The sequence below is a fragment of the uncultured Pigmentiphaga sp. genome (genome assembly GCF_937950555.1).
GTDB lineage: Bacteria > Pseudomonadota > Gammaproteobacteria > Burkholderiales > Burkholderiaceae_B > Pigmentiphaga.
Window position 1 is genome coordinate 24,958 of sequence record NZ_CALFCW010000066.1, and the last position, 24,717, is coordinate 49,674.

Sequence of the window (24,717 nt, forward strand, 5' to 3'; positions counted from 1 at the left end):
ATCTACCCGCGCCGCGCTGGGCTTTCGCTAGCGATTAATCACGAAGCCCGTGTCGATGACGCCGTACACGGTGACGCCGTCGCTGCTGGAGGCGTGGTCGTCGGGCGACCGGGGGCCCGGCGTACACGCCACGCACAGGGCAAGCAGGAGCGTATACATCAAATGGCGCGTCATGGGGTTTCCGATTTCGACAGAGGTGCGAGCTGTGCGTATTCCGGAATGCGCCGTCGTCCATCGCCGCTTCGGGCGATGGAACGTCAATGCAGGCGGGATGCCGGAATGCCGCGTCCGTCGAAGTCGGGGCCCCCTGCAATGAAGGCGCGCAGGCGCTCGTCGGTAATGAAGCTCGCGGAAGACGAAGCGCGCAACAGTTCCTCGGGAGGCATGGGTTTGGCGATGGCCCAGCCCTGTACGTAGTCTACGCCTAATTCGGCAAGCGCTTCCACCGTCTCGTAGTCTTCGACCCATTCGGCGATGCTGCGCATGCCGAGATTGCGGGCGAGCTCGACGATGGCCTCCACGATCGCGTAATTGGCCGGGTGCTCATGCATGCGCTTGATGAAGCTGCCGTCGATCTTCAGCGCATCGGCGGCGAATTCCTTGAGGTAGGAGAACGAGGTGTATCCGGCGCCGAAATCGTCGAGCGCGATCTTCGCGCCGCAGGCCCGCAGGCGGTCGATGAAGCGGCGCGAGTTGGCGATGTCGTGCAAGGCAACGCTTTCCGTAATCTCCATGCACAGGTATTTCACGACGTTGCCGAATCGGGACAGGATGCGGAACGTGTCCTCGATGAAAGCCTCGTCGTTCATCGACGCGCCGCTCAGGTTGACGCAGACGAAGCGGGTGTTGGGCAGGCGTGGCAGGTTTTCGGTCAGCCAGACCAGGGTGGAGGTCAGCACCCATTTGTCCAGTTCCCCGATGGTGCCGTTGGCCTCGGCCGCGGCGATCACTTTCCCTGCGGGGATCATGGCGCCCGATGAGTCCTGCATGCGCACCAGCACTTCGAAGTCCAGCGAGGCTTCCGGTGCGCGCAGCGACATGATGGGCTGCATGACCAGCGACAGGCCGGTGGGCGTGAAGGTGCTGCCGAGTTCCTCGATGAGGCGCAGTTCCTCGGCGCGTTCCTGGAAGGCGGGGGCGTTTTCCTTGTAGATCACCAGGTGCCCATGCTTGCCCTTCTTGGCTTCGCGGCAAGCGCGGTCGGCGGCCGACACCGCGTCCTGGACCCGCATCCCGGGCGTGACTTCGATCAGGCCGATGGACACCTTGACCTGGAAGGACCGGCGCCGCAACTGGAACGGCATGCTGCAGATGTCGCTAATGACGCGGCGGCACAATTCCGTGGCGGGCAGCATCGCGGTGTCGCGGAGCACCAGGATGAATTCGTCCCCCCCGATGCGGCCGACGTAATGATTGTCTGCAAGCGACCACTTGATCCGTTGGCAAACCTGCTTGAGTACCTCGTCGCCGGTTTGGTGGCCGTAGAGATCGTTGATCAGCTTGAAGCGGTCGAGGTCGAGGTAGGCCAGCGCCACCGGGCGGGACGGATCGATCTGCTTGAGCGAGTTTTCCAGTACTTGCTCGATGCCGCGCCGGTTCAAGGCGCCGGTCAGCGAATCGTTGTTGGCCAGGAACCGCAGGCGCTCGGTCGCCTTGCGGCGCTCAGTGATGTCCTGCAGCGAACCTTCGATGCGGGTTTGGGCAAGCGTGGCCTTGGCAAGGTACCAGCGCGCCTCGTGGCCACCCATGGGTAGGGCCTGGATTTCGGCTTCGCCGCCGCGTTCGGCGATCTCCTTGAGGCGCTCCCACGCGCCGGCCTCGAAGAAGTTTTGCCACCGCTGTTCTTGCAGCGGCCTGCCGGTCAGGCCCAGTTTTTCCTGCATGGCGGTGTTGGCGCGCACGAAGCGGCCATCCGGCTCCAGCGTGAACAGCCCGACGGGCGTGACCTCGTAGGCACGCTGCAGCTCGGCCTCGGCATGTTCGCGTTCGACTCGCTCGGTGCGCATTTGCTCGGCAAAGGCGAACGCCGCCACCAGGCTGGATGCGAGCGCGGCGGTGACGCTGTTGAGCGTGCCTATCAATGTCTTGAAGTCGAACGCGGCGGCGATGACTTCGGAGAAGCTGGAAAACAGCACGATGCCCAGGGCCGCCGCATACCACAATGCAGTGCGCGAGCGCGTGATGATCACCATCCGCGCGAGGAAGAAGACGACGACGAGGATCCCGAACGACACCACCACCCACATGGCTGGCAGGAACCGCGCGAAGTCGAGGGTGAATGCGAACGCGAGCAGCAGCACGCCCGCGCGCGACCCGGCCCGCAACAGCCATCCATAGCCGACCCGGCTGAGCTCGGTCTTCAGGAATTGGCTGAACAGGGTATAGGTGACGATGTAGTACGAGGCGATGGTCAGCTTGCGCACCATCGGCATCCAGTCTGCGGGGATGGCGCGCTCCAGCCATTGGGTATCGAAACCCATGGTAATGCCGCCCAGCCGCAGATTGCCCACCAGCCAAATCGCAAAGAGCACGTAGCGCGCATCGCGGTTGATCAGGGCCGTCATCAGGGTCAGCACCGCCAGCGTCAGCAACCCGCCCTCCAGCACGCCCGTGGAATGGTGGTACGCCACTTCGGAGAGCGCGAGCTCGTCTCGTGGCCAGGCCTGGACCGTAATGCGTGCCGGGCCGGAGAAGCTGCCACGGCAAAGCACCTCCCGCGGTTGGGTCGATGTCCCGAGGTCTAGCGCGAAGCCGGCCTTGATGGGCTGTAGCTGGCCGGTGGACACCGTGCGATCGGCTGATCCCAGCAGCTGCATGCCTTGGGCGTCCCAACAGGCCACCTCCTTGGCGTGGCGCGACGGGAGTTCGACGACCTGCGGCGCATTCGACGGCGGAACGCGGAATTGAAACCAGAAGGGCATCTCGGACAGCCGTGTGTCGTGGAACGTCACCGGCTGCACGTTGGCGAGAGCCTGCGCCGCACCAGCGGGAGAACGGTCCGGGTCGGTGTCTTGCATCACCGCGAACGACAGGGAGCGGTTCCCGTCGGCGGTGTAGATGTGTTGCCCGAGCAGGAGGGCAATGAGCGAGAAGACGAAGATGGCAGCCGGTACGACGTAGTAGGAGAAGTTGCGCAGGAACCAGTCGATCTTCGCTGTGATGCCGGTTGGGGGTTCCGCGGAACGGTGCTGCATGTTCGCCTTTCGCTCGTGGGTGATTGTCGATGTCGCGGCGGTCCGCCCGAAGGCGGACCGCCTTGCTTGCCGATTTCAGATTTGCGGCTGCAGTACCGCCTCCTCCCTCTTCGGCGCATTGCGTAGCGCGTCAATGTTAATCAAATTCCCGTCAATCCGAATGTCCGGATGATGGGTCTTGAACACAAACTGGTACAGCGGGTGCCTTCCTTCCCGCCAGCGCTTCTCGGCCGTGGCGACCTCGAATGCCAGGACGCGGTGCGGAATATTGCCGGCATGCCGCATGGGAATGAAGCCCTGGCCCGGAAAGACCTCGCGGAACATGAGGGCTTCATATTGGCGATCCAGCGGCGAGCGGCCGGCGATCACCATCCAATCGATCCCCGCGTAGACGCAGAAAAGAAAATACGCCTTGAAAAGCGCAGTCTTGGCGACCCGGCCCGTGCGTTCGCTGGCTACGCCGAGGCGGGTCGCCTCGGCCAGTGCGTGGCCGGCCAGCCAGTCGGGCAAGGTGACTGACTGCTCGAGCCAGAGCGGCCCGCACATATTGGTCTGGATCCGCATGGTGCCGAGCGGTGCGCCGTCGAGCTTGGACTCGGCCAGCAGGACGACGGAGCCGGGGTCGTGGTCGTAGGCCTCCGCGGCGCCGAGATGCCTGGCGATTTCGGGCACGTGGCGGGCGTAGGCCGACTGACGCAGGGCGATGGCTTTTTCGAGGGCCCCTTCGTCGCGGGCGATCCGCACCGTGAACGGCAGGACTTCCGTCGTTTGTTCGGAAAGGGGCAGGAGTTGGCCCGAATGCCGGGCGTACGCGTTTTGGTGAGACATATTGCTTCCTCGTAAGAGCTAGAAGTTGCTCCCATTGCGGATATCGCAATGGCGTTACGAGATTCGCACGTCTCGGCCTGAAGGTGGTTACAAAAGCGTAGGAATGAGGGTCAGCCAGGAGGACGAGTCCGCCCGGCCTGCGCGGGGTGTCAGCCCCCGCTGAGCGAGGTCCAGACCAGGCTCGCGCCGGCCAGCAGCAAGAGGCCGCACACGAGCCATTCGACGGCCCGGCGCGGGATGCGGGGGGGATGGCGGGACTGCCACCAGGAGACCCCGGCGACGACGGGCACGGCGCAGGCGGCAAGGAAAAGGGAGTGCCACGTCAGCTGCCCGCTTCCCGCCACCAGGACAAGGCGCAGGGCGGCATTGGCCGCGAACATCATGAACAGGCATTCCCGGACGGCGCCGCGATCCATGGGCTGCCGGTAGAGGTGGTAGACCATGGGCGGCCCCGACGTGGAAAACAGCCCGCCGAGCAGGCCGGACAGGCCGCCGAAGAACCACAGGGCCGGCTTGCCGGATGGCCGCTCCCGCGGGCCCCCCTGGATGAGCAACAGCACGGCACACCCCATGATCGCCAGGCCCAGCAGCAGGCGCAGCGTGGTGACTGCGTTGGTGCTCAGCCATTCCAGGAGCACCACCCCGGCCAGTACGCCGAGCAGGCTGCTGGCCAGGACCGGACGCAACAGTTCCCAGTCGAAGCTGACGCGGTTGTAGCGCCAATAGGCCCAGGCATTCACCAGGCTCAGTACGCTGGCAACATTGGCGGCATCGGGAATGGGCATCAGCCCGAAGGCACCCACCATGCCCAGCAAGAGCAGCGCGAAGGCGAAACCGGTCAGGTTTTGGCAATAGGCGGCGACGCCTACGCTGGCGAGAAAGAGCAGGACGGTCGATGCAGTCATGCTTGGGCCCAGGCGTCCGGAAAGGCTCCGCACGCCATCGTCAACCGGCCTGGAGCGTAGCGGAAATGCTGGCTGCGCTGCGTCGGGCGTGCTGGGCTAGGGGTGAGTCGGGGCGCAATTCGTCTTCGAGTGCGAGTCCGGCCACGATCAGCGCGGCGACCGCTTCTCCATCGCGGCCGTAGATAGGGCAGGCGAGTGTGCCGACGCCAGGGCGCATTTCGCTGAGCGCGAACGAGATGCCGTGGCCGGCCCGGATGGTTTCCAGCTTTTCGCTGACGGCGGCGTAACGCTCTGCGCCGATGTGCGCCGCGCCTTTTTCGGCTGGCCACGCCGCGAGGATCGCGCGTCCGCTGACGCTGGCGTCGAGCGGAAAGTGCGTGCCGATGTCGGCAATGATGTTCAGCGGCACCGAAGGGGTCCAGATACGTTCGATGATGACGACTTCGTCGAGCGCTGGGACCGAGATGGAAACGACGGCCCGGCGCTTGCCCACCCCCTTTTCCTGGAGCTCGATCGCGTGCGGCAGTGCTGCCCGGCGTATGCCCAAGCGGTCGTGATGGGCGGTGCCCAGTACCAGGCACTTGGGCCCGAGCGTATAGGTGCCCTCGCGCGCCTGCACCATGCCCCAATGCGCGAGCGTGCGCAACACGCGATGCACGGTGGTGCGGTCCAATCCCGTCGCCTGGGCCAGTTCTAGCGCCGAGGCGCCCCGGGGCGTGCGCATGAGGATGTCGAGCAGCGTCATCGCGCGGTCGATCACCTGGACGCGGTTGCCGGAATGGGCGGCGGGGGCGGAAGGCGGGCGAAGCATGGGGCGTGGGGAGGCGTTGACGTGGCGACATGGTATCGCTAATCTCGAAGTGCGTATTACAATCTAATTGTGCGTAATATGCACATGGCAACACTGTATAACCGGCGGCGGAAAAACCGGGTCCCCGCGCCGTATCATGCGTCGCTCTTCACTATCCGGGCTTGGCCCGCGGGAGTTCGCCATGTCGCTGCCACGTATTTTGCCGCGCGTTTCGCTGTCCCTGCTGCTAGCGGTTTGCCCGCTCGTCCAGGCGGCATCCTATCCTTCCAAGCCGGTCCGGCTCGTCGTGCCTTTCGTCGCGGGCGGGGCCGTCGATGCCGTGGCGCGCACCGTCGCGGCTCGCCTCGAGGCGGACCTGGGCCAGAAAGTCGTGGTCGAGAACCGCGCCGGCGCGTCCGGCAATATCGGGGCCGACCTGGTCGCCCGGGCGCCCGCGGATGGCTATACCTTGCTCCTGACCGCGTCGACGCTCGTGATCAACCCGCTGATCATGAAAGAGCGGCCGCCCTTCGATCCGGTCAAAGACCTGGCGCCGCTCGCCCTGGTCGCTTCCGGGCCGCTGTTGTTCGTGACGCCCCCTGCCACCCAGGTCGCGACGGTGCAGGATTTCGTCGCCCGGGCCAAGGCTGAGCCGGAGAAATTCAACTTTGCGGTCGGAGGCTTCGGTGCTGCCGGGCATCTCGCCGTGGAGTCCTTCAAGTATCGCGCTGGCCTGAAGGTCCCGACCATTTTGTACAAGGGGACCGCTCCCGCATTGGTCGATCTAATGGGAGGCCAGGTCAGTGGGATGATGGATCCGCTGCTGTCGTCGCTGCCCCCGGTCAAGGCGGGCAAGCTCAAGGCGCTGGCGGTCACCGGTCAGCGGCGCAGTCCGTTGGCGCCGGACGTGCCGACCTTTGCCGAGGCGGGATATCCCGAAGTCGATTTCTTTACCTGGTACGGGTTCTGGGGGCCGGCGAACCTTCCGGCGCCCGTGGTGGAGAAACTCGAAGCGGCCGTCAAGCGGATCGTCGCCGAGCCGGAAACCCGCGCTTGGTTCGCACGCCAAGGGCTGGAGCCGGCCGGCGTGACGGGAGCCCGGTTCCGCGCCTTCATCGACCAGGAGATCGCCAAGGCGCGCGAGATCGTGCAATTGGCGAACATCGTCGAGCAGTGATGCCGCCTGCGGCCGGGCCGCAGGCTTTTCCCTTCAGGAGGGCCCGCGTTCGGCGAGCAGGGCGCGCACCTTGGCACGCTGGATCTTGCCGTAGTGGGAGCGGGGAATACTCGTCACGAAGCGGATGATCCGGGGCTTCTTGAAGCCTGACAGCGATTGCCGGCAGTGTTCCACCAGCGTTTCCGCCTCGATGCGCGCGCCCTCGTTCAGCACGACCGCCGCGCCGATGACTTCTCCCCATTCCGGATCGGGCAGGCCGGCGGCGGCTGCGTCCGCGACGGCGGGGTGCGAGCACAGGGCACGTTCCACCTCGTCCGGCAGCACCGATTTTCCTCCCGTACGGATAACCTCTTTGAGCCTGCCGGTAATCCGCAGGATGCCAGATTCGTCGAGCACGCCCAGGTCGCCCGTGTGGAACCAGCCGCCGCGGAAGACTTGGGCGCTCAGTTCGGGCTGCTTCCAGTAGCCGGCGGCGACGTGGGCGCCGCGGATCAGCACCTCGCCTTCCACGCCGGCGGGCGCCGGCTGCCCATCGGACTCGATGCGAACTTCACAGCCGAAGAGCGGGCGGCCCACGCTGCGCATCGCTTGCGCGCGCGTGGTGGGGTCGGCCAGCGCCTGGGGCGGCTGGTAGCACGTCCAAGACGCTTCGGTCAGCCCGTAGAGTACGCCGAAGCGAGGACCAAAAGCCTCGATGGCGGCTTCGAAAATCTCCGGCGGAATCGCTGCTGCGCCCACGTCGATGCTGCGTAGCGCGGACAAGTCATAGTCGGCGGGGCAGGTTTCCTTGAGTAGCCTGGCCAGGTGCGTCGGTACCAACGAGGTCGAAGTGGCGCGGTGATGTGCCAACAACTCCAGGAAGCGCCGGGGCTGGAAGCGGCCTGCGAGCACGACCGCGCCGCCGGCCGCGAGCTGGGCCAGTACGATGATGGCCGCTATCGGCCACAGCGGCCGCATGTTGAGCATGACGTCGCCGGGCCCTTGGCCACGCGCCAGCACGATGTTCTGCAGCGCGGACGTCAGGCTGCCGTGCGTGATGACCACGGCCTTGGGTGCCCCCGTGCTGCCTCCGGTGTAGTTGAGCGAAGCCATGGCCTGCGGTCCGGGCAATGCGGCGGGCAGTGGCATCGTAGGGTTGTCGGCTGCCAGTGGCCGCAATTTCAGGCCGGGCACGCGCGCTGCGAGCGCGCGTGCGCGTTCGGCATAGTCTTCGCCGTAAGCGAGCATGCGCGCCTGCGCGTCGGTCAATTGGGCCGCCTGTTCTTCGGCGCTGAGGGCAGGGTCGAGCGGGACCCGCACCAGTCCGGCTGCCATCACGCCATAGTCCCACAATAGGTATTCCGGCGTGTTGTCGCCAAGAATGGCGACGCGTTCCTGTTCGTCCAGTCCGTCCGCGCGCAGGGCATGCCCCAAGCCGAATGCGCGCGAGGCCAATTGCGTGAAAGTGAGGGCGCTGCCGTCCCGGGCGTCGATGAGCGCCGGTTGATCAGGCCACTGTTGGGCGCAGCGCAGCAGCAACGCGCCGACGTTCATGACCAGCCCTGCATGACGACCCGCCCTTCCACGCCCTTGGTGTCGAGCAGTTCATGGGCGCGGCGGATTTCGGAGAAGGGCAGTTTCGCCGAAACGATAGGCCGGATCTGTCCCGCCACGAGCATCGCCAACGCCTGGCGGATATCTTCCAGCGTGCCGCTGCCTGAGCCCATGACCCGTATGCGCCGGCCGATGAGCAAGCCAGGCAATACGTCCACGGGATGGCCATCGATGTTGCCGAGGACCACCACTGTGCCGCCTTGGGCCATGGCACGCAGGGTTTCGGGCAGCGTCATGCCCAGGTTGTCGACTGCGACGTCCACGCCTTGCTTGCTGGTGAGGCGCCAAGCTTCGGCGCTGAACTTGAGGTCGGGGGATACGATGACTTCGTCGGCACCAAGTTCCCTGAGGTGGCCTGCCTTGGAGGGGCTAGACGTGACGGCAATGGATCGCGCGCCCAGGGCGCGCACGATCTGGATTTGGTGCATGCCCAGCCCGCCACTGGCCCCGGTGATGAGGACCGTGTCGCCCGGACTCGTGCCGGCCAGGGTGCGCAGCGCGCGCAGGCTGGTGCCGATGGGGCAGCACGATAGCGCCGCGGCTTCCCACGGCAATCCACGGGGAACGGGTATCGCCATCGGGGCGGGAACGCAAACATACTCGGCATAGCCGCCCACCGTGTCGACGGCCGGCAGGCCGAGCGCGCGGCACATATCCTGGCGGCCCCGCAGGCAGTTGCGGCACATGCCGCAGAACTGGCGCTGGTAGATCACGACCGGATCGCCCACGGCGTGCGTGATGACGCCTTCGCCCACCGCGACGACCTCTCCGGCGGTCTCGTGTCCCAGCACCACGCCCGTCTTGGCACCCGGCAACTTGCCGGCGCGGTGCAGAATGTCATGGTGGCAGATGCCTGCGGCCTGGACGCGGACGAGGACCTCCCCCGCCTTCGGCGTAGGGGTGGGGACGTCCCGGATCTCCAGCGAGTCGGGGCCTCCGAAAGCGGAAAGGAGTACAGCTTTCATGGCGTTTTCCCTGGTTTATTAATGTGCATTATATGCACATAATGTTTACTATATACACATTGCGCTATAGTTTGCACAGCGGGACATAGGCTGTCAACGCGCGGCAGCGCACTTTCCGACGAGGCATACATGGGAATCGATTACCGGTCGCTCGAGGGCGACATATATGAGGTTGTCATCAACCGGCCTGAACGCATGAATGCGTTGGACGTGCCGGCCAAGCGGGAGCTGGGGCGCGTCTGGCGCGAGGCGGCGGAGGATCCGGCCGTCAAGGTGCTGGTGCTGCGCGGCGCAGGCGAAAAAGCCTTTTGCGCGGGATCGGACATTAAGGAAATGCAGGCCACGGGAACGATGGTCGACACCCGGACCCTGATGGACGCCATTCCCGGAATAGGCGTTGAACTGAACAAGCCCGTGGTGGCGGCATTGCACGGATACACCATAGGCATGGGCCTGACCCTGGCCATCCACGCGGATTTCCGCATTGCCGCGGAAACCGGCAAGCTGGGGTTCCCGGAGGTGCAGCACGGCATGCTGTCCGGCGTCAGCGCCGTGACTCTGCCGGGATTGGTCGGCGAGCCGCGGGCATTGGATCTCATGCTGACCGCGCGCTTGGTCGACCCGCAAGAGGCACTGCGCATCGGCTTGGTCGACGAAGTCGCGCCCGATAGCTTCGCCGCCGCGCTGGCGCTCGCGCGTCGCATCGCCTCGAACTCCGCCGCGGCCGTCGCGCAGACCAAGCGGCTGATTCTGCTCGAGCGCCGCCGCCGGGCGCGCGAGCACGCCGCGGTCATCGACGATGCGCGGATGGCCGTCCTGGATTCCAAGGAGTTCGGCGACGTGGTGGCGCACAAACCCGGGGCGGGCCGGGTGCGTTGAGCCGCGGGCATTGCGGCCGCAGAGCGGGTCAGGCGTCGGTGCGGCGCACCCGTCGCCCTGGGGCGAGCAGCTTGCCAATGTCCAGTTCCGCCAGCAGCGCGACGGTGCCCTGCGCAAGCTGTGACTGGGGCCGGTCGCGCGCCGTGGCCAGCACGAGGTTGTTGAGCATGCGGGGCTCGACGATGGTCGAGACCTTGAAGGGCTTGCCGCCTATGGTCTTGGAGACCGGGGCCGCGCTGCGCGGGACGATGGCGTAGCCTTGCCCGGTCATTGCCAGTTTGAGCAGCGTGTGCACGGCATCGACTTCGGCGACGATATTGAGCTTGATGTCGTGGGGCCGGCAATTGGCCTCGATGACGTTGCGAACTGCGTTGGGAATGCTGGGCACCAGCACCGGATATCGCTCGAGCTCCTTGGCGGCAAGTCGCGCCGGTAGGGGAAAGGCGGCCGTGGGGCGGCCGCACAGCATCATCTCTTCGCGATAGAGGCTGCGGTACTCCAGTTTGGGGCTCGGCGGCGGATCGAACAAGAGCGCGATCTCGATCTTTCCGAGCAACAGGTCTTCGCGGAGCGCCACGCTCAAGCCTTCCGATACCGAGATCGAGGCTTCCGGATAGCGGCCCCGGAATTCCTTGACCAGCGCAGGCGTCAGCACGTGCGCGATGCGCGGCGGAAGGCCGACGGTCAGCCTGCCCGTGGGCTGTTCGCGCAGGGCCTGGATGTCTGCCTGCGCCTGGCGCGTCAGCTTCAGGATGGCATCGCCGTAGGAGAGCAGGCATTTGCCAGACTCGGTCAGTTCGACCCCGCGCCCGGTGCGAACCAGCAAATGGCTCTTGAGCTCGAGTTCCAGCAGGCGGATGTGGCGGCTCAGGGTTGGTTGGGAGACGCCGAGCACCATCGCGGCGCGCGTCAGGCTGCCCAGTTCTGCCACGCGCACGAAGGATTCGAGCTGCTGCAAGTCCATTATTTAATTTTCAGATATCAGATGTAGCCGCTATTTTATTGATGAAAATAAGTGGGGTGCGCACAATGCTGCCTCGACCAAGACCGTAGAACGTGCGCGGCTGCCCGCGCGCCGCGCGGCACGCCTGAGGAGACCTTATGAATTTTTCGCGCAAATTGCTGGCGCCCGCCGCCGCCATGGCCGTGCTGGCCGCTGCCTGGAGCCCGGCCGTCCATGCGGAGGATTACCCGAACCGCCCCGTGCGCATCGTGATTCCTTTTGCGCCTGGCGGGAGCAACGACATCGTGGGCCGGCTCATTGGCGAAGAGCTGGCCAAGCGGCTGGGGCAGCCCTTCATCGTGGACAATCGGGGGGGCGCTGGTGGCACCATCGGAACCGATCTCGTGGCCAAGTCCCGGCCCGACGGCTATACGCTGTTGCTGATTTCCACCCCCCACACGGCAAACGCGACGCTTTACAAGAAGCTGCCTTACGATCCCAATAAAGACTTTGCGCCGATTGCGAGGATGGCGACCGCACCGCTGCTCATCTCGGTGTATCCGGGCCTGCCGGTCAAGACCCTGTCCGAGCTCATCGCCTATGCCAAGGCCAATCCCGGCAAGCTCAACTATGTGTCTTCGGGCGTAGGCAGTTCGCAGCACCTCGTGAGCGAATTGTTCCAGATCCGCGCTGGCATATCGATGACGCACGTGCCCTATAAGGGGGCGGGCGCGGCGCTCGCCGATGTCGCGGCCGGCCATGCACAGGTGTCGGTGGGAACCGTGTTGCAGGCCTTGCCCCACGTCAAGGCGAACCGGCTGCGGCCGTTGGCGGTGAGCGGCCCGCAGCGCCAGGCAGTGCTGCCGGATGTCCCGACCGTCGACGAGGCCGGCCTGTCGGGCTATGACGGCGACAACTGGTGGGGCCTGCTCGCTCCCGCAGGCACGCCGCAAGCAATCGTGGACAAGCTCAGCAAGACTGTGGCCGATATTCTTGCAGAGCCCGAGATGCGCCGGCGCTTGGAAGCGGAAAGCGCGACCGTGGCGTATCTCACGCCGGAGCCGTTCGGAAAATTCCTGGCTTCGGAAACCATCAAATGGGCGGAGCTGATCAAGCGCCTGGGCATCCAGGCCGATTGACCGGGCTGCCGTGTCCCTTCCTCGGGGGCATCGCCCCCATGGGCGGGACCTGATAAGGTAGAACGCGCCGCGCGGCCACCCGTCGGCCGGCGTTTTTTCAGGATGATGTCTATGACTACACCCGCTGCGCTGCTGCTGCGGTATTCTCCTGCCCCCGCCGATGCGGCGGCCGTCGAAAAGCTGGCAGCTGAGGCGGTCGCCGCTTATCCGGGGCGCTTCGAACGCGTCGATGCCCATCGCGCGTTGGACGGTTCCCATCTTTATCTTTATTTCTGGTCGGGTAATCCGGCGGTTTCGTCGATGGGCGGCGAGTTGTCCCGAATGGCTGCCGGCGCCGTGCCGGGCGGCGCGCCCGACGCCTTGTATCTCGTCCCGGTGCAGGACTTGCCGGGAGCATCCCGTGGCGAGGCCGCGGGATATCACTACGTGGTGGAGACTGACGTGCTGCCAGGGTCGGCGGAGGAGCTCAACGCCTGGTATGAACAGGAGCACCTTCCCGGCCTGGCATCGGTGCCTGGCAACGTGCGCTCGCGACGGTTCGTCACGGTCAATGCCGAGGGCACGCAGCGATCGGTGGCCTGTTACGACGTCACCACGCCGGCGATCAAGGAGCACCCCGCATGGCTGGCCGTGCGGGAGACAGAATGGAGCAGCCGTGCGCGCGCGCATTTCCGGAATACGAAGCGCGTCATGTGCGAACGCATCTTCGTGCTTGAGCCAGGCAAAGGAGCATCATGACTGTTGGACGAGCCCACGGCGATTCGCATCCTTTGACGGATGCCCGCATTACCCAAATCGAGACCATTCCGCTCAAGGTCGCGCTGGAGCGGCCCGCCACCGGGTCTACGCTGAAGCTCACGCACCGGTGCACCATCGTGACCCGCGTTCATACCGACGCAGGGGTGGTAGGCGAATGCTTCAACGGCAATGACGATGAATTGCAGCCGGCCATCATCCACCTGATCCAGAATGAGCTTGCGCCCATGCTCATCGGGCGCAAGGTAGCGGCCATCGACGATGCTTGGGCGGCCACTCGCCGCGCGACGGAGCCTTTCCTGCGCGACCGCAGGGTGGCACTGCGGGCCCAGGCCTGCGTGGACAGTGCCCTGCACGATGCGGTGGGCAAGTTGGCAGGCGTGCCCATGCACATACTGTGGGGCGGCGCGCGGGAGCGGGTGCCCGTCGTCGCGTTGGGCGGCTACTACCGCGAAAAGGGAGACCTGGAGGCATTGGCCGACGAAGTGGCCGAGCTCAAAGGCTTTGGCATATACGGGCTCAAGCTCAAGCTGGGGGGCAAGACGCCGGCCGAGGATGCGCGCCGGGCCGAGGCCGTGCGCAAGGCCGGCGGCGATGATTTCGTGCTCGCCTGCGATGCCAATCAAGGCTGGACGCGCGAAGATGCGATCGAGTTCGTGCGCCGCACGCGCGACCTGAACATCGCGTGGTTCGAAGAGCCGTGCCGGTGGGACAACGACCGGGCGGACATGGCGGTGGTGCGCGCGGTGGGCGGCGTGCCGGTGGCCGCGGGGCAAAGCGAGCTGTCGCGTTTCGGCTGCCGCGATCTCATGGTCGCCGGCGCCATCGACATCTGCAACTTCGACGCGAGCTGGGGCGGCGGCCCGACCGAATGGCGGCGCGTCGCGATGCTGGCATCGGCGTTCAACGTTACGGTGATGCAGCACCTGGAGCCGCAGATCGGCTTGATGATGTCCGCAGGGGTGCCGAACGGGCGCTATGCCGAGGTGATGCTGCCGTGGCGCGATCCCTTCTTCTACCGGCTCATCGCCAACCAACCCGAACGGCCCTTTGTGGATGGGTTCTATACGCTGCCCACCGCGCCCGGCTGGGGCATGACCTTCGACACGGACTACCTGGCGTTTGCCCGCCGGGCTTAGCGGCCTAGCGCGCGGCGAGCAAATCCTCGACCGCGCGCGCCGCGGCGAACAGGCGCCGGTCTTGCCCATGCGTTGCCGCCAGCATGAGCCCGACGGGCGCCGAGCCCGGCTCGTGGCACGGCAGGGAGATCGCGCAGCCGTCCAGGAAGTTGATGAAAGTGGGGTTGCGCAGCATCAGCAGGTTGATCCGCGCATACGCGTCATCGTCGTCGAGTTCCGAGAATGCGGGGGCGATGACGGGCGTGGTTGGGCAGGCGATCAGGTCGATCGCTTCGAAATGGCGGCTGACTCGTCGTATCCAGTCGCTTCGGCGCGTTCTCAGCTCGGCCACGTCTTCGGGCGTCATGTGCGCGCCTTTTTCGATGCGGGTTTTCACGCGCGGATCGTAGAGATCGCCGCGCCTGGCCAGCATGTCGCGATGCAAGGGATAGGATTCCGCTGCCGTGAACCCGCCTTTGGCGTTGATGGCCGCAACTTCGCCGAACTCGGCGAACGGGAGCTCCACGACCCGGGCGCCGGCCTGCGCAAGGCGGTGCAGCGTCGCCTGGAATGCAGCAGCGACGTGGCGGTCCAGTCCGTCCAGCACGGCGGTTTGTGGAACGCCTATGCGCAGGTCCGCTAGCGGGATGCGCTCGTGGAGGTGGACAGGGTCGCCGGAGAGCACGCCGTCCACGATGGCGCAGCAGTTTACCGTCGCGCCGATGCCGCCAATGCTGTCCAGCGTGGTCGAGAGTGGGAAGGCGCCTGTCGTCGGCACGCGCGAGGCGGTCGGCTTGAAACCGGTCAGCCCCGTCAGCGCTGCCGGGATACGGCAGGATCCGCCTGTGTCGGTACCGAGCGCGACGGCCGCCATGCCGTCCGCGACAGACACCGCGGCGCCCGAAGACGAGCCGCCGGGAATGCGGCCGGTCCCGCGATCATAGGGGTTGCTGGGCGTGCCGTAGTGCGGATTGAGCCCAAGCCCGGAATAGGCGAACTCCGTCATGTTGGAGCGCCCCATGATGACGAAGCCAGCCTTTCGCAAGCGAGCGACGGCCACCGCATCGGAGCGCGCCGGTTCGGCGTCGGCCAGCACGCGTGAGCCGGCGGCAGTAACCTCTCCGGAGATGTCGAACAGGTCCTTGATCGAGATCGGAATGCCCGCATAGGGGCCGGGCGCATCGCCGCGGGCACGCGCCTGGTCGATGCGGTCGGCCGCGTGCCGGGCTTCTTCCGCGTCGATGCGGATGTAGGTGCGTGCCCCTTCGCCCGAAGGGTCGGTGATGCGCGCCAGGCAGCGCTCGACCAACTCACGGCTGGTCGTGCGTCCCGAGGCAAGTGCGGCGCTCAGGGATTCGAGGGAAGGGGCGAGCAGGTGCATGGGGCGATCCACGGTAAAAAACGTCTTTGCGGCCGCGGCTAGGCGGGGTCGTAGTAGTGTATTTCGAGCAGCAGGCAGCCGCCTTCGGTCTTGAACGGGCCATGCCAGGCGCCGGGCGGCCGCACGGCGTAGGTGTAGCCGGAGAAAGGCGTGCCCCCCTTGCCTTGCGCATCGTTGCCGACGGTGAGGTCGCCGGCAACGAGGAACACTTCTTCCCAGTAGTCGTGGACGATGGGTTCGCGCGTGTAGAGGCCGGGGGGAAAGCGCAGCAGGCGCGTACGGCTGCCGCGCTTGTTGAGCACGTCGAGCGAGCCGGAAAGGATTTTCTCACGGGCGCCGGAGTCTGGGGCATAGCCCTCGGGCAGCTGCCAGCCGCGTTCCATGTCCAAGGTGTGGAATTCGTGGTGGGTTTTGTTCACGGGCATGATGGTTTTCCTTTTCGTGAGGGATTGGCATTCAGCCGGCGATTGGCAGGACTTCGACGTCGTAGGCATGCCGAAGCGTCCGGCCGAGGACGGGATCGCAGAGCTCGAGCTCGAAGCGGGGGGCAAAGCGCACGCCGCCACGGGCCGCCAAGGTGCCGCAAAACATGGCGGTGCCCTCGGGTAGGTCTGCGCCGGGACCCGCGTAGCCAGCGACGAGCTCGCGCGGGTCCCGGATCACGGTGACGGGTCCCTCCTGGTAAAGCACGCGTCGTCCGTCCTCGATGACGTGGGCGCGCAGGACCAGGGCGTCCCAATGGTCGGCCACTTCGTCAAAAAGCCACCAGTCGGGGCCGATGGGCTTTTCGCAAAGTTGCTTGGAGAGAGTCACGCCCATGGCCTCCACGCGGCGATCCGTGTGGTCCGAGCCAATGCCTATCCAGCGCTGGCCGTCGAGCTGCAGTAGGACGAATTCGACTTCGCCGCTCGAATCAGTGCCGCAGACCTCGATGCGGGGCGACGTGGTCAGGCGGGTTGCAGCGACGCGGTAATACATGGGCGTGGCCTTGGGTCGCGGTACGCCGAGCGCTTCGAGCTCGGCGATGTGCTGTTCCATGGCGGCGGCGTCGCGGCTGGTCCAGCCCGCGACGATGGCGTGCGTAATGGCGACCTCGCGCTGCAGGGCGCCCGTCCGGGTGATGAAGTTCAGATGCATCGTTTGTCGTGGGTCCATGCGTGGTCGCGCCGCCGGGGACACCCCCGGAGCGCCGGGGCCAGGGTGGCATTATTCGATGGACGCGTTGGCCGCTTTGACGACTTTCTGCCAATGCGCGGACTCCTGCGCGATGAACGCACGGAACTCCTCCGGGGTGTCAGCAATGATCGTCAGGCCCATGGATTCCAGGCGCGTCGAGACGGTTGGATCTTTCAGGGCCTGGGCGAACTCGGCGTTCAAGCGCTCCACGATGGGGCTGGGGGTGCCCGCGGGCGCGACGAAGCTATACCAGTTGCCTGCCTGGACGTCGGGATAGCCCACGTCCACCGAGGTCGGAATGTCCGGCGCCTGGGGGGTACGCACCTTGCTTGTCAAGGCGATGGCTTTCAAGCGTCCTGCCCTGACGTGCTGAATGACGTTGGAGAGGTTGTCGCACATTAGCGCCACGCGCCCGCTGAGCACGTCTTGCATGGCGGGCGCCGGGCCTTGGTAGGGCACGTGGACCAAGTCGAGCCCGGCGGACGCCTTGAGCGATTCCCCGCACAAATGGCTCGTGCTCCCGTTGCCAGCCGAAGCGAAGGTGAGTTTGCCGGGCTGCTTCTTTGCTTGCACGACGAGGCTGGGCAGGTCGGAGGCGGGTACGTCGGGGTGTGCCACGATCAGGTTGGGGGTGGAGGCGGCATTGATGATCGGGGCGAAATCGCGGGCCGGGGAGTATGGCAGCTTGGCGTAGACCCAAGGGTTGATCGCGAGCACGCCCGTCGTGGCCATGAGCAGCGTATAGCCGTCGGCCGGCGCGCTTGCGACCTTGGCCGCGCCCAGCGAACCATTGGCACCGGGGCGATTCTCGACGATCACGTTGGCCCCGAGCGACTTGGAGAGCAGGGGAGTCAGCAGCCGGGGAATGACGTCGCTCGTGCTGCCTGGAGGAAAGGGCGTGATGATGGTGATCGTGCGGTTGGGATAGGATTCGGCCCAAGCTGGCATCGCGAAGAACGACAGCCCGAGCGTACCGACAATGGCAAGCTTTCTGTACATGCTGAACTCCCGAACGATGAAACGACTGTTTCGCGCGATCCCGGCTCAGGATCACACGCTGGGGCGCACTTCGGGACGGCGCAGGCAGCTGATCATGGATATCTTCATCAGGTATTCCTTGGCCAGCCGCCGGTCGGCCGCAGTGCGGCTCATCTCCTCGCGCCACGCCTTTTGATGGGCTTCGTCCCGGGTTTCCAGGTTGGTCTTGTTCGCGATCGTGATCTTATTGACGTAGTCCAGCGCGACGGGCCGCCGCTCGGCTTCATACTGGTCGAGCAGCGATGCGTCCGCCTGTCCCAGGCATACGCGGGCAAGTTTGTCGGCGAGGTTGAAAGCATCGTGTATGCCGCCGTTCATGCCCATCCCGCCGAGCGGATTGTTGAGGTGGGCGGCATCGCCCGCCAGGAACACGCGCCCGGCGCGATACTGTCTGGCGACGCGCTGGTGGACCGAATAAATAGTGCGGTGCTCGATCGCGTAGCCGGTGGGGTTTGGGTGCACGCGCTGCAGGCGGCGCTGGATGCTGGCATCGGAGAGGACCTCCTCGTCCCGCTCTCGGGGATTCACGGGAAACATCGCACGCCACAGCCCGGGCACGCGAAGCAGGAAAAACCATTCTTCCGGATCCGCGAAATAGCTGACGTCCGCGAGGTCAGGAATGACGTCCGCGAACTCGAAGGGCGTGCTGGCGACTAGGAAGCGCTCTGGCCAGGTGAAGCCTTCCAACGGAATGGCCAACTGGTCGCGCACTGTGCTGCGCCCGCCGTCGGCGCCGATCAGCCACGCGCCGCGCTCGGTCCAGGCGATTCCCGCTGCGTTGCGGAGGGTCACTGCGACGCCTTGTGCGTCTTGTTCGACCTCGGAGACCCGGGCATCGAACCGTACCTCTGCATGTGGGATGCGCGAGAGGCGGTCGACCAGGAGGCGATTCAGCTTGAATTGCTCGCACTGCAGGCGATAGGGGTGCTGGGTTTCGTCTCCGATCGCACCGAAGTCGAATTCGGCTATCCAGCCGTTGCGGTCGCGGTATTGCAGGCGGGGGGCCACCAGGCCCATATTGATGAGTAATTTCGAAACATCGAGGCTGGCGAGCAGGTCCAGCGTCGAGGGCTGGAAGGTCGAGGCTCGCAATGTCTCGGGAAGGTTGGGTTCGGCTTCGAAGACCGTCACGGGGAGGCCGGCATCGGCCAGGATGTTCGCGGCCGCCAGGCCCACCGGGCCGGCGCCGGCAATGAGGATGCGATCTGCGCGTTGGCTCATGACATGCTGCAGTGTTGGAAGGGTGAGCAGATGCTAGGAGCGCTGTACGCCTCGCATCAAACGATTTATTCTGGACACATCTTGAGTTTTTGGAATGAACGCATGCGGCGTCGCCTACCCAGCATCGGTGCATTGATGGCTTTCGAAGCGGCGGCACGGCACCTGAGCGTCACGCGTGCGGCGGAAGAGCTCGCACTGACCGAGAGTGCGGTTTCGAGGCAGATCTCGCTGCTCGAGGAGCAACTGGGCGTCAAGCTGTTCCATCGCATCAAAAAGCGCATTTCGCTAACGCAAGCAGGCCTCATGTACAGTACTCGCGTGGTCCAGACCATCGAGCGGATCGAGCGGGACACGCTTGAGGTCATGGGCCACGAAGGAGAAGGCTCCGTGCTGGAGGTGGCGGCGCTGCCTACGGTCGGATCGCAGTGGCTGGTGCCGCGCTTGGTGTCGTTCTATGCAGGGTTGGAAGGCGTGACTGTCCACGTCAGCGCGCGCAGCACGCGCTTTTTCTTCAGTGAGAGCGCACTGGACGGCGCGCTGTATTTTGGCGGGCCGGATTGGCCTGGTGCGCACACAGACTACCTGTTCGATGAAATCCTGTTGCCCGTGGGTAGTCCGGCGCTGCTCGAAGGGGCCGCATCGCTCAGCCCGCAGGCTGTCGTGCGTCGGCGTTTGCTGCACCTGATGACGCGGCCTGACGCCTGGAGGCGGTGGTGCGCCACGGCGGGCCTGAGCGGCGTCAACGTCCTGCGCGGTCCGAGATTCGAGGTGCAGTCCATGCTAATCAGTGCTGCCTGCGCCGGATTGGGTGTGGCGCTCCTTCCCCGCTTTCTGATCGCTGACCAGCTGCGCTCGGGCAAGCTCAAGGTCTTGTCCGATTTACCTGTGCGCAGCGAAGGCGCCTACTACTTCGCCTATCCTGTGGAGAAGGCGGCCGATCCTGTATTGATGGCATTCCGCAGTTGGCTGCAGCAGGAAAGCGGGGCGTTCAGGCGCCGAGCGACAGCCGGTGGCGCGCCAGCAGATCGGGGGCGATCCAGGCGTCCGGGTCAGGCGCTGCAGGAAGCGTGATGCGACCATCGCGGATCTGCGGGGCTTCGGCGACGATTTGTTCCGTTAGGGTGAGGAAGAACGTTTGCTCGGCCGCGAAGGCGCATGCCGACGGCGGCACGGCAGCGGCGTGCTGGAGGTTGATCAGCGTGCCGAGCGCGCTTTCTGCATAGATGCCGGTGGCGACGCCGGCGCCGTGCCGCGCGGCGAGTTCGCCGATGGCGATCGTCTCGCTCATGCCTATGCGGCCCGGCTTGGCGCTCAGTGCACGCGCGCCGCGTTCGAGGAACAAGGCGGCGTCGGCCGCCGTGGCGCATGCGCTGTCTACGATGATGGGCAAGCGCGTGCCGCGTTGCAGGGCTTCGAAATGGGCGTCCGGACGCAAGGCGCAGGGGTCTTCCGCGGCCTGGACGCCTTCGTCCTCGAGCAGTCGCAGGTAGGCCGCCGCATCACTGCGGTCGTACGCCGAGTTGGCGTCGACGTTGAGGATCGCATGATCGCCGAGCGCCCGGCGTATCGCGCGCAGCGCTTCCCGGTCCACGTCCATGCCTTGTCCGCCTTTGATCTTGAACGAACGGATGCCATAGCGCTCGGCGGCTTCGGCCGCCTCGCGCGCCATGGCCCCGGGAGCCTGGCGGGTGACCGTCCAGGCCACTTCCACGTCTCGCCTTCCGTTCCAATACTGCCAGAGCGGCTTCCCCGCATGCGCGGCCCGGAGCATCCACGCCGCGCTTTCCAACATGCCCTTGGCGAGCCGGTTTTCCGGGAGTGGCGCCAGGGCTTGGCGCAGCGTTTGGGGGGCAGACAAGTCCAGCCCCATTGCGGCCGGCATGACCAAGTCCTTGAACGCCGCCGCCAGGGACGCAGGCGAGACGCCGGACCAGGTGGCCTTGACCGTCCCTTCGGCCAAGCCGGCCATTCCGGCGTCGGACTCGATGCGCAGCAGGGCATATACGCCCGCGTCTTCGATCGCATTGGCCCATACCACCTGGCGGCGGTAGGGAAGGCGGTAGAAGTCCAGCGACCAGCGGGCGATTTTCATGGCAAGAGGCTTAGTCGACCTTGATGTTGGCCTGTTTGATCACCTTGGCCCAGACGGCCATTTCGCGCTCGACGTGCGCCTGGAACTCCTCGGGCGTGGTGCCGAGCATCTGCACCCCTTCCGACTTGAACATTTCCCGGAAATCCGGGGCCTGCACGATGCTGTTGAGCGCGCGGTTCAGCTTGTCGATGATGGGCTTGGGCGTGCCGGCGGGCGCAACGTAGCCCCACCAGCCGGAGGCGTCGTAGCCGGGCAGCGTTTCCGCGATGGTCGGGATGTCTGGCAGGACGTTCATGCGCTCCTTGCCGGTGACGGCTATGGCTTTCACGCGGCCGGGCTTCAGGTAGGCCATGGCGCCGGTGTACGTGCTGAACGTGAGCTGCACCTGGCCGCTGGCCACGTCGTTCAACCCCTGGGCCAGCCCCTTGTAGGGCACGTGCATGATGTCGACCTTCGCCATGTCCTTGAACAGCTCTCCCATGAGGTGGGCGCTGCCGCCGTTGCCTGTCGAGGCGTACGACAATTGGCCGGGCTTGGACTTGGCCAGGGCGATGAGTTCCGGCACGGTGTTCGCGGGCAGGCTCGGGTTGGCGATCATCACGTAGGACGACGTGCCCACCAGGGAGATGAAGCTGAAGCTCTTGATCGTGTCGTAGGGCAACTTGGACATCAAGCTGGCGTTGATCGAGTGCGCCGCCGCCGTTTGCAGCAGGGTGTAGCCGTCGGGTTCCGCGCGCGCGACGAATTCGGTGCCGATTACCGTGCCGCCGCCCGGCTTGTTCTCGACGACGACAGACTGCTTGAGCACTTCGGACAGCCGTTGCGCGATGCGCCGGGCCAGCACGTCGTTGATGGCGCCGGGCGTGTACGGCACGATGACCCGTATGGGGCGGGAGGGATAGTCTGCGGCGGGGTCGCCTTGGGCGACGACGGGCAGGGCGCAGGTCGCAGCCACGGCGGCTGCAGTCAGCTTGAGAGCGAAACGAAGGTTCATGGAGTCTCCTCTTGAAGAGCCTGTCACGGTACCTGTATCGCGGTATGCCCAGGACACTTCATGTTGTTGAGTTAGTCAACTATGGATAATATCAACGATACCGTAACAAGTTGAATCTTTCAACTACATGGGCTTGACTTCGGTCAAAGGCGCGTTGCTCGTAAGGTTTCGCCCGGGAATAGCCCTCCCGGGGGGTACGATGCGCGTTCTCTTCCCATATTGATGCCGCAGCAATGGCTTTGTTATCCATCTTGGATTTGTCTCCCATACGCGAAGGAGGAGACGCCGCCGAGGCGTTTCGTCTCACCCGCGAGCTCGCCCAGCATGCCGAACGCTGGGGTTATCACCGGTATTGGCTGGCCGAGCACCACAATATGCCGGGGATTGCCAGCGCAGCAACGTCCCTGGTGATCTCCCACGTTGCCGCGGGTACCGAGCGCATGCGGGTGGGGGCGGGCGGGATCATGCTGCCCAATCATTCGCCGCTGGTCATTGCCGAGCAATTCGGTACGCTCGCGTCGCTATACCCGGGACGCATCGACCTCGGGCTGGGGCGGGCGCCGGGCTCGGACCAGCCGACGGCGAGGGCTTTGCGCCGCAGCCAGGGCGATACTGCCGACCGCTTCCCGCAGGACGTGCTCGAGCTGCAGGGCTATTTCCGGTCGCCTGTGCCGGGCCAAGCCGTTCAGGCCGTGCCCGGCGCGGGCTTGGACGTGCCCTTGTGGCTCCTGGGCTCGAGTTTGTTCAGCGCACAGCTGGCGGCCCAGCTGGGGCTGCCTTTCGCGTTCGCTTCGCATTTCGCGCCGGGGTACTTGACCGCGGCGCTGGATCTGTACCGTACCCGTTTCCAACCGTCCGCAACTTTGGAACGCCCCTATGTGATGCTGGGCGTCAACGTGTGCGCCGCCGATACGGCGGCCGAGGCGCGCCGCCTGTTTACGTCGCTGCAATGGCAGTTCGTCAGCCTCATCCGGGGCAGGCCGGGGAAGCTGGCGGCACCCGTGGATGACATCGAGGAGCGGTGGAGCGAAGCGGAACGCGCGCACGTGGAGCGGTCGCTTGCTTGCTCCATCGTCGGCGATGAGGCGGACGTCCAGGCGGGCTTGGCGGCGTTCGCCGAACGCCACGGGGCGGACGAATTGATGGTGACGGCCCAGGTTTACGATCCGGCTGCGCAATTGCGGTCGTTCGAGATTGTGGCGTCGGCCGGCGAGCGCCTGGGCTGGATCGACCGTGCGCGGTGAGGCAGGTTTAGTCCTCCTGCTCGGGCAGGCGTTCGCCGCGCAGCGGCAACTGCCGGCCGAGCCAGAAACCGTGCACGAGGTGGTCGCGGCGGGGAAACCCGGTGTCCGGGTGGATCAGCACGTCCAAGCCGCGGCGGTTGAGCATGAGCCAGGGTACCAGGGTGGAAAACGTATCGGGCGCGAACACCAGCTGGTACATGGCTTGGGTGTGCGGACCGACGGGGACGTCGTGCCAGCGGCCGGCCTGGACCGGGAAGCGGGCGCACACTTGCTCGCGCACCGCGGCAGCGTCTGGGCGGGTCGTCGCAGGGTCGTAGTAAACGTGGGCGTGGTACACGCGGATGAGGCCGATGTCTTGCGGGCTCGTTTCCATGGCAGAGGGCTGGTAAAGTGCCGCCGCGGCGGACGCGGTGTGCGGTTCGTAGGGGCGCGGCGCGCCGCGCATGGTTTGATTCTATGACGGAGTAGCAATGGATCTTGGTCTTGCAGGAAAAGTGGCGGTAGTGACCGGTGCCACCGCCGGCATCGGCTTGGCGACGGCCCTCAAGTTTGTCGAGGAAGGCGCGAAAGTCGCGCTCTGCGCCCGCAATGCCGACAGGCTCGCCGCGACGGTTGAGCTTCTGCGCGGCAAGGGCGGCGACGTGCTGGGCATACCGGCCGACGTCTCCAAGCCGGAAGATGTCGAGCGCTTCTTTGCGGCCGTCGCCAGCCATTTCGGCCGCATCGACATCCTGGTGAACAATGCCGGCACGTCCATGCGCGGACCATTCCTGGAGGTCAAGGACGCCGATTGGGATGCGGACCTGGAGCTCAAGCTCTACGGGGCCATTCGCTGCTCGCGGCTCGCCGTCGAACACATGAAGCGCCAGGGCGGCGGCCGCATCGTGAACATCTCGACCATAGGGGGCAAGCAGCCCGGCGCCGCGTCCATGCCCACCTCTGTCTCGCGCGCGGCCGGGCTGGCGCTGACCAAGGCCCTGTCCCGCGAGTTTGCGGCCGACAATATCCTCGTGAACGCCGTCTGCATCGGCAAGATCAAGGCGGCGCAGCACGAACGCTCGGCCGCGAAGAAGGGCAAGGAGCCGGAGGCGCTGTACCGGGAATTTGCGCGGGATATTCCCCTCGGCCGGGTGGGAGAGGCCGAGGAAGCTGCCAACGTCATCGTCTTCCTCGCGTCCGAGGCGGCAAGCTATGTAACGGGCTCGAGCATCAATCTCGACGGCGGTGCATCGGCCGTCATGTGAACGGAGCCTCGGCGCCGCGTGCAGCGGTGCCGATCCTTTC

At 65.7% G+C, this 24,717-nt stretch carries 24 protein-coding genes; 8 read left to right on the forward strand and 16 right to left on the reverse strand.

Annotated features, from left to right (window positions below):
• Positions 1–27 precede the first annotated feature (27 nt).
• The 5 genes from Q0319_RS15420 to Q0319_RS15440 form a co-directional block, all read right to left on the reverse strand.
• Positions 28–174, reverse strand: coding sequence for a hypothetical protein (locus Q0319_RS15420; RefSeq protein WP_296465276.1), 147 nt, complete (start codon positions 172–174; stop codon positions 28–30).
• Positions 175–257: 83 nt separating this feature from the next.
• On the reverse strand, positions 258–3,194 hold the full coding sequence (locus Q0319_RS15425; protein WP_299454083.1) for an EAL domain-containing protein: 2,937 nt from the start codon (positions 3,192–3,194) through the stop codon (positions 258–260).
• Between the two features lie 75 nt (positions 3,195–3,269).
• The gene (locus Q0319_RS15430) at positions 3,270–4,022 is read right to left on the reverse strand and encodes a hypothetical protein (protein WP_296465272.1); all 753 of its coding nucleotides are present in this window, start codon (positions 4,020–4,022) and stop codon (positions 3,270–3,272) included.
• 149 nt (positions 4,023–4,171) lie between these two features.
• Positions 4,172–4,927 carry a sulfite exporter TauE/SafE family protein gene (locus Q0319_RS15435; RefSeq protein ID WP_296465269.1) on the reverse strand — a complete coding sequence of 252 codons (756 nt, stop codon included), beginning with the start codon at positions 4,925–4,927 and terminating at the stop codon, positions 4,172–4,174.
• Positions 4,928–4,967: 40 nt separating this feature from the next.
• On the reverse strand, positions 4,968–5,738 hold the full coding sequence (locus Q0319_RS15440) for an IclR family transcriptional regulator (RefSeq protein ID WP_299454088.1): 771 nt from the start codon (positions 5,736–5,738) through the stop codon (positions 4,968–4,970).
• A gap of 181 nt (positions 5,739–5,919) precedes the next feature.
• Here Q0319_RS15440 and Q0319_RS15445 point away from each other — a divergent pair, with 181 nt between their 5' ends.
• The gene (locus Q0319_RS15445) at positions 5,920–6,894 is read left to right on the forward strand and encodes a tripartite tricarboxylate transporter substrate binding protein (RefSeq protein WP_296470766.1); all 975 of its coding nucleotides are present in this window, start codon (positions 5,920–5,922) and stop codon (positions 6,892–6,894) included.
• Between the two features lie 33 nt (positions 6,895–6,927).
• On the opposite strand, the gene Q0319_RS15450 is transcribed toward Q0319_RS15445, so the two are convergent.
• Both Q0319_RS15450 and Q0319_RS15455 read right to left on the reverse strand, forming a co-directional pair.
• A complete protein-coding gene (locus tag Q0319_RS15450) occupies positions 6,928–8,427 on the reverse strand; it encodes a class I adenylate-forming enzyme family protein (RefSeq protein WP_296470762.1) in 1,500 nt (499 codons plus the stop codon).
• A complete protein-coding gene (locus Q0319_RS15455; protein WP_296470759.1) occupies positions 8,424–9,452 on the reverse strand; it encodes an alcohol dehydrogenase catalytic domain-containing protein in 1,029 nt (342 codons plus the stop codon). The genes Q0319_RS15450 and Q0319_RS15455 overlap by 4 nt, the downstream gene beginning before the upstream one ends.
• A gap of 129 nt (positions 9,453–9,581) precedes the next feature.
• Here Q0319_RS15455 and Q0319_RS15460 point away from each other — a divergent pair, with 129 nt between their 5' ends.
• A complete protein-coding gene (locus Q0319_RS15460) occupies positions 9,582–10,331 on the forward strand; it encodes an enoyl-CoA hydratase/isomerase family protein (RefSeq protein ID WP_296468036.1) in 750 nt (249 codons plus the stop codon).
• Between the two features lie 28 nt (positions 10,332–10,359).
• Here the strand turns inward: Q0319_RS15460 and Q0319_RS15465 are convergent, their stop codons facing one another.
• The gene (locus Q0319_RS15465; RefSeq protein ID WP_296468038.1) at positions 10,360–11,295 is read right to left on the reverse strand and encodes a LysR substrate-binding domain-containing protein; all 936 of its coding nucleotides are present in this window, start codon (positions 11,293–11,295) and stop codon (positions 10,360–10,362) included.
• Between the two features lie 137 nt (positions 11,296–11,432).
• Between Q0319_RS15465 and Q0319_RS15470 the strand changes: the two genes are divergently transcribed.
• From Q0319_RS15470 to Q0319_RS15480, 3 genes are all read left to right on the forward strand, one after another.
• The gene (locus tag Q0319_RS15470) at positions 11,433–12,413 is read left to right on the forward strand and encodes a tripartite tricarboxylate transporter substrate binding protein (protein ID WP_299454095.1); all 981 of its coding nucleotides are present in this window, start codon (positions 11,433–11,435) and stop codon (positions 12,411–12,413) included.
• Between the two features lie 111 nt (positions 12,414–12,524).
• Positions 12,525–13,151 carry a hypothetical protein gene (locus tag Q0319_RS15475; RefSeq protein WP_296468042.1) on the forward strand — a complete coding sequence of 209 codons (627 nt, stop codon included), beginning with the start codon at positions 12,525–12,527 and terminating at the stop codon, positions 13,149–13,151.
• A complete protein-coding gene (locus tag Q0319_RS15480) occupies positions 13,148–14,308 on the forward strand; it encodes a mandelate racemase/muconate lactonizing enzyme family protein (protein ID WP_299454098.1) in 1,161 nt (386 codons plus the stop codon). The genes Q0319_RS15475 and Q0319_RS15480 overlap by 4 nt, the downstream gene beginning before the upstream one ends.
• A 4-nt stretch (positions 14,309–14,312) precedes the next feature.
• Here Q0319_RS15480 and Q0319_RS15485 read toward each other — a convergent pair whose 3' ends face one another.
• The 5 genes from Q0319_RS15485 to Q0319_RS15505 form a co-directional block, all read right to left on the reverse strand.
• The gene (locus Q0319_RS15485) at positions 14,313–15,668 is read right to left on the reverse strand and encodes an amidase (RefSeq protein ID WP_299454100.1); all 1,356 of its coding nucleotides are present in this window, start codon (positions 15,666–15,668) and stop codon (positions 14,313–14,315) included.
• A gap of 38 nt (positions 15,669–15,706) precedes the next feature.
• A complete protein-coding gene (locus Q0319_RS15490; protein ID WP_296468047.1) occupies positions 15,707–16,093 on the reverse strand; it encodes a cupin in 387 nt (128 codons plus the stop codon).
• Between the two features lie 31 nt (positions 16,094–16,124).
• Positions 16,125–16,805, reverse strand: a complete 681-nt coding sequence (locus Q0319_RS15495) for a DUF2848 domain-containing protein (RefSeq protein WP_299454103.1) — start codon at positions 16,803–16,805, stop codon at positions 16,125–16,127.
• Positions 16,806–16,874: 69 nt separating this feature from the next.
• Positions 16,875–17,843: a tripartite tricarboxylate transporter substrate binding protein gene (locus tag Q0319_RS15500; protein ID WP_296468051.1), complete on the reverse strand. Its 969-nt coding sequence runs from the start codon at positions 17,841–17,843 to the stop codon at positions 16,875–16,877.
• Between the two features lie 51 nt (positions 17,844–17,894).
• The gene (locus Q0319_RS15505; protein ID WP_299454105.1) at positions 17,895–19,103 is read right to left on the reverse strand and encodes an FAD-dependent monooxygenase; all 1,209 of its coding nucleotides are present in this window, start codon (positions 19,101–19,103) and stop codon (positions 17,895–17,897) included.
• An 81-nt stretch (positions 19,104–19,184) separates the two neighbouring features.
• On the opposite strand from Q0319_RS15505, the gene Q0319_RS15510 reads away from it, so the two are divergent.
• On the forward strand, positions 19,185–20,174 hold the full coding sequence (locus Q0319_RS15510) for a LysR substrate-binding domain-containing protein (RefSeq protein ID WP_296468054.1): 990 nt from the start codon (positions 19,185–19,187) through the stop codon (positions 20,172–20,174).
• Here the strand turns inward: Q0319_RS15510 and Q0319_RS15515 are convergent.
• Both Q0319_RS15515 and Q0319_RS15520 read right to left on the reverse strand, forming a co-directional pair.
• Entirely contained in the window at positions 20,092–21,195 is a 1,104-nt protein-coding gene (locus tag Q0319_RS15515; RefSeq protein WP_296468059.1) for a mandelate racemase/muconate lactonizing enzyme family protein, read from the reverse strand. The genes Q0319_RS15510 and Q0319_RS15515 overlap by 83 nt on opposite strands.
• A 10-nt stretch (positions 21,196–21,205) precedes the next feature.
• Positions 21,206–22,189 carry a tripartite tricarboxylate transporter substrate binding protein gene (locus tag Q0319_RS15520; RefSeq protein ID WP_299454108.1) on the reverse strand — a complete coding sequence of 328 codons (984 nt, stop codon included), beginning with the start codon at positions 22,187–22,189 and terminating at the stop codon, positions 21,206–21,208.
• A 233-nt stretch (positions 22,190–22,422) separates the two neighbouring features.
• On the opposite strand from Q0319_RS15520, the gene Q0319_RS15525 reads away from it, so the two are divergent.
• Positions 22,423–23,433, forward strand: coding sequence for an LLM class flavin-dependent oxidoreductase (locus tag Q0319_RS15525; protein WP_299454110.1), 1,011 nt, complete (start codon positions 22,423–22,425; stop codon positions 23,431–23,433).
• A gap of 7 nt (positions 23,434–23,440) precedes the next feature.
• On the opposite strand, the gene Q0319_RS15530 is transcribed toward Q0319_RS15525, so the two are convergent.
• Positions 23,441–23,806 (reverse strand): DOPA 4,5-dioxygenase family protein, encoded by a 366-nt coding sequence (locus Q0319_RS15530; protein WP_296468909.1) that lies wholly within the window; start codon positions 23,804–23,806, stop codon positions 23,441–23,443.
• Positions 23,807–23,903: 97 nt separating this feature from the next.
• Here Q0319_RS15530 and Q0319_RS15535 point away from each other — a divergent pair, with 97 nt between their 5' ends.
• Positions 23,904–24,677 carry an SDR family oxidoreductase gene (locus Q0319_RS15535; RefSeq protein WP_296468907.1) on the forward strand — a complete coding sequence of 258 codons (774 nt, stop codon included), beginning with the start codon at positions 23,904–23,906 and terminating at the stop codon, positions 24,675–24,677.
• Positions 24,678–24,717: the final 40 nt, after the last annotated feature.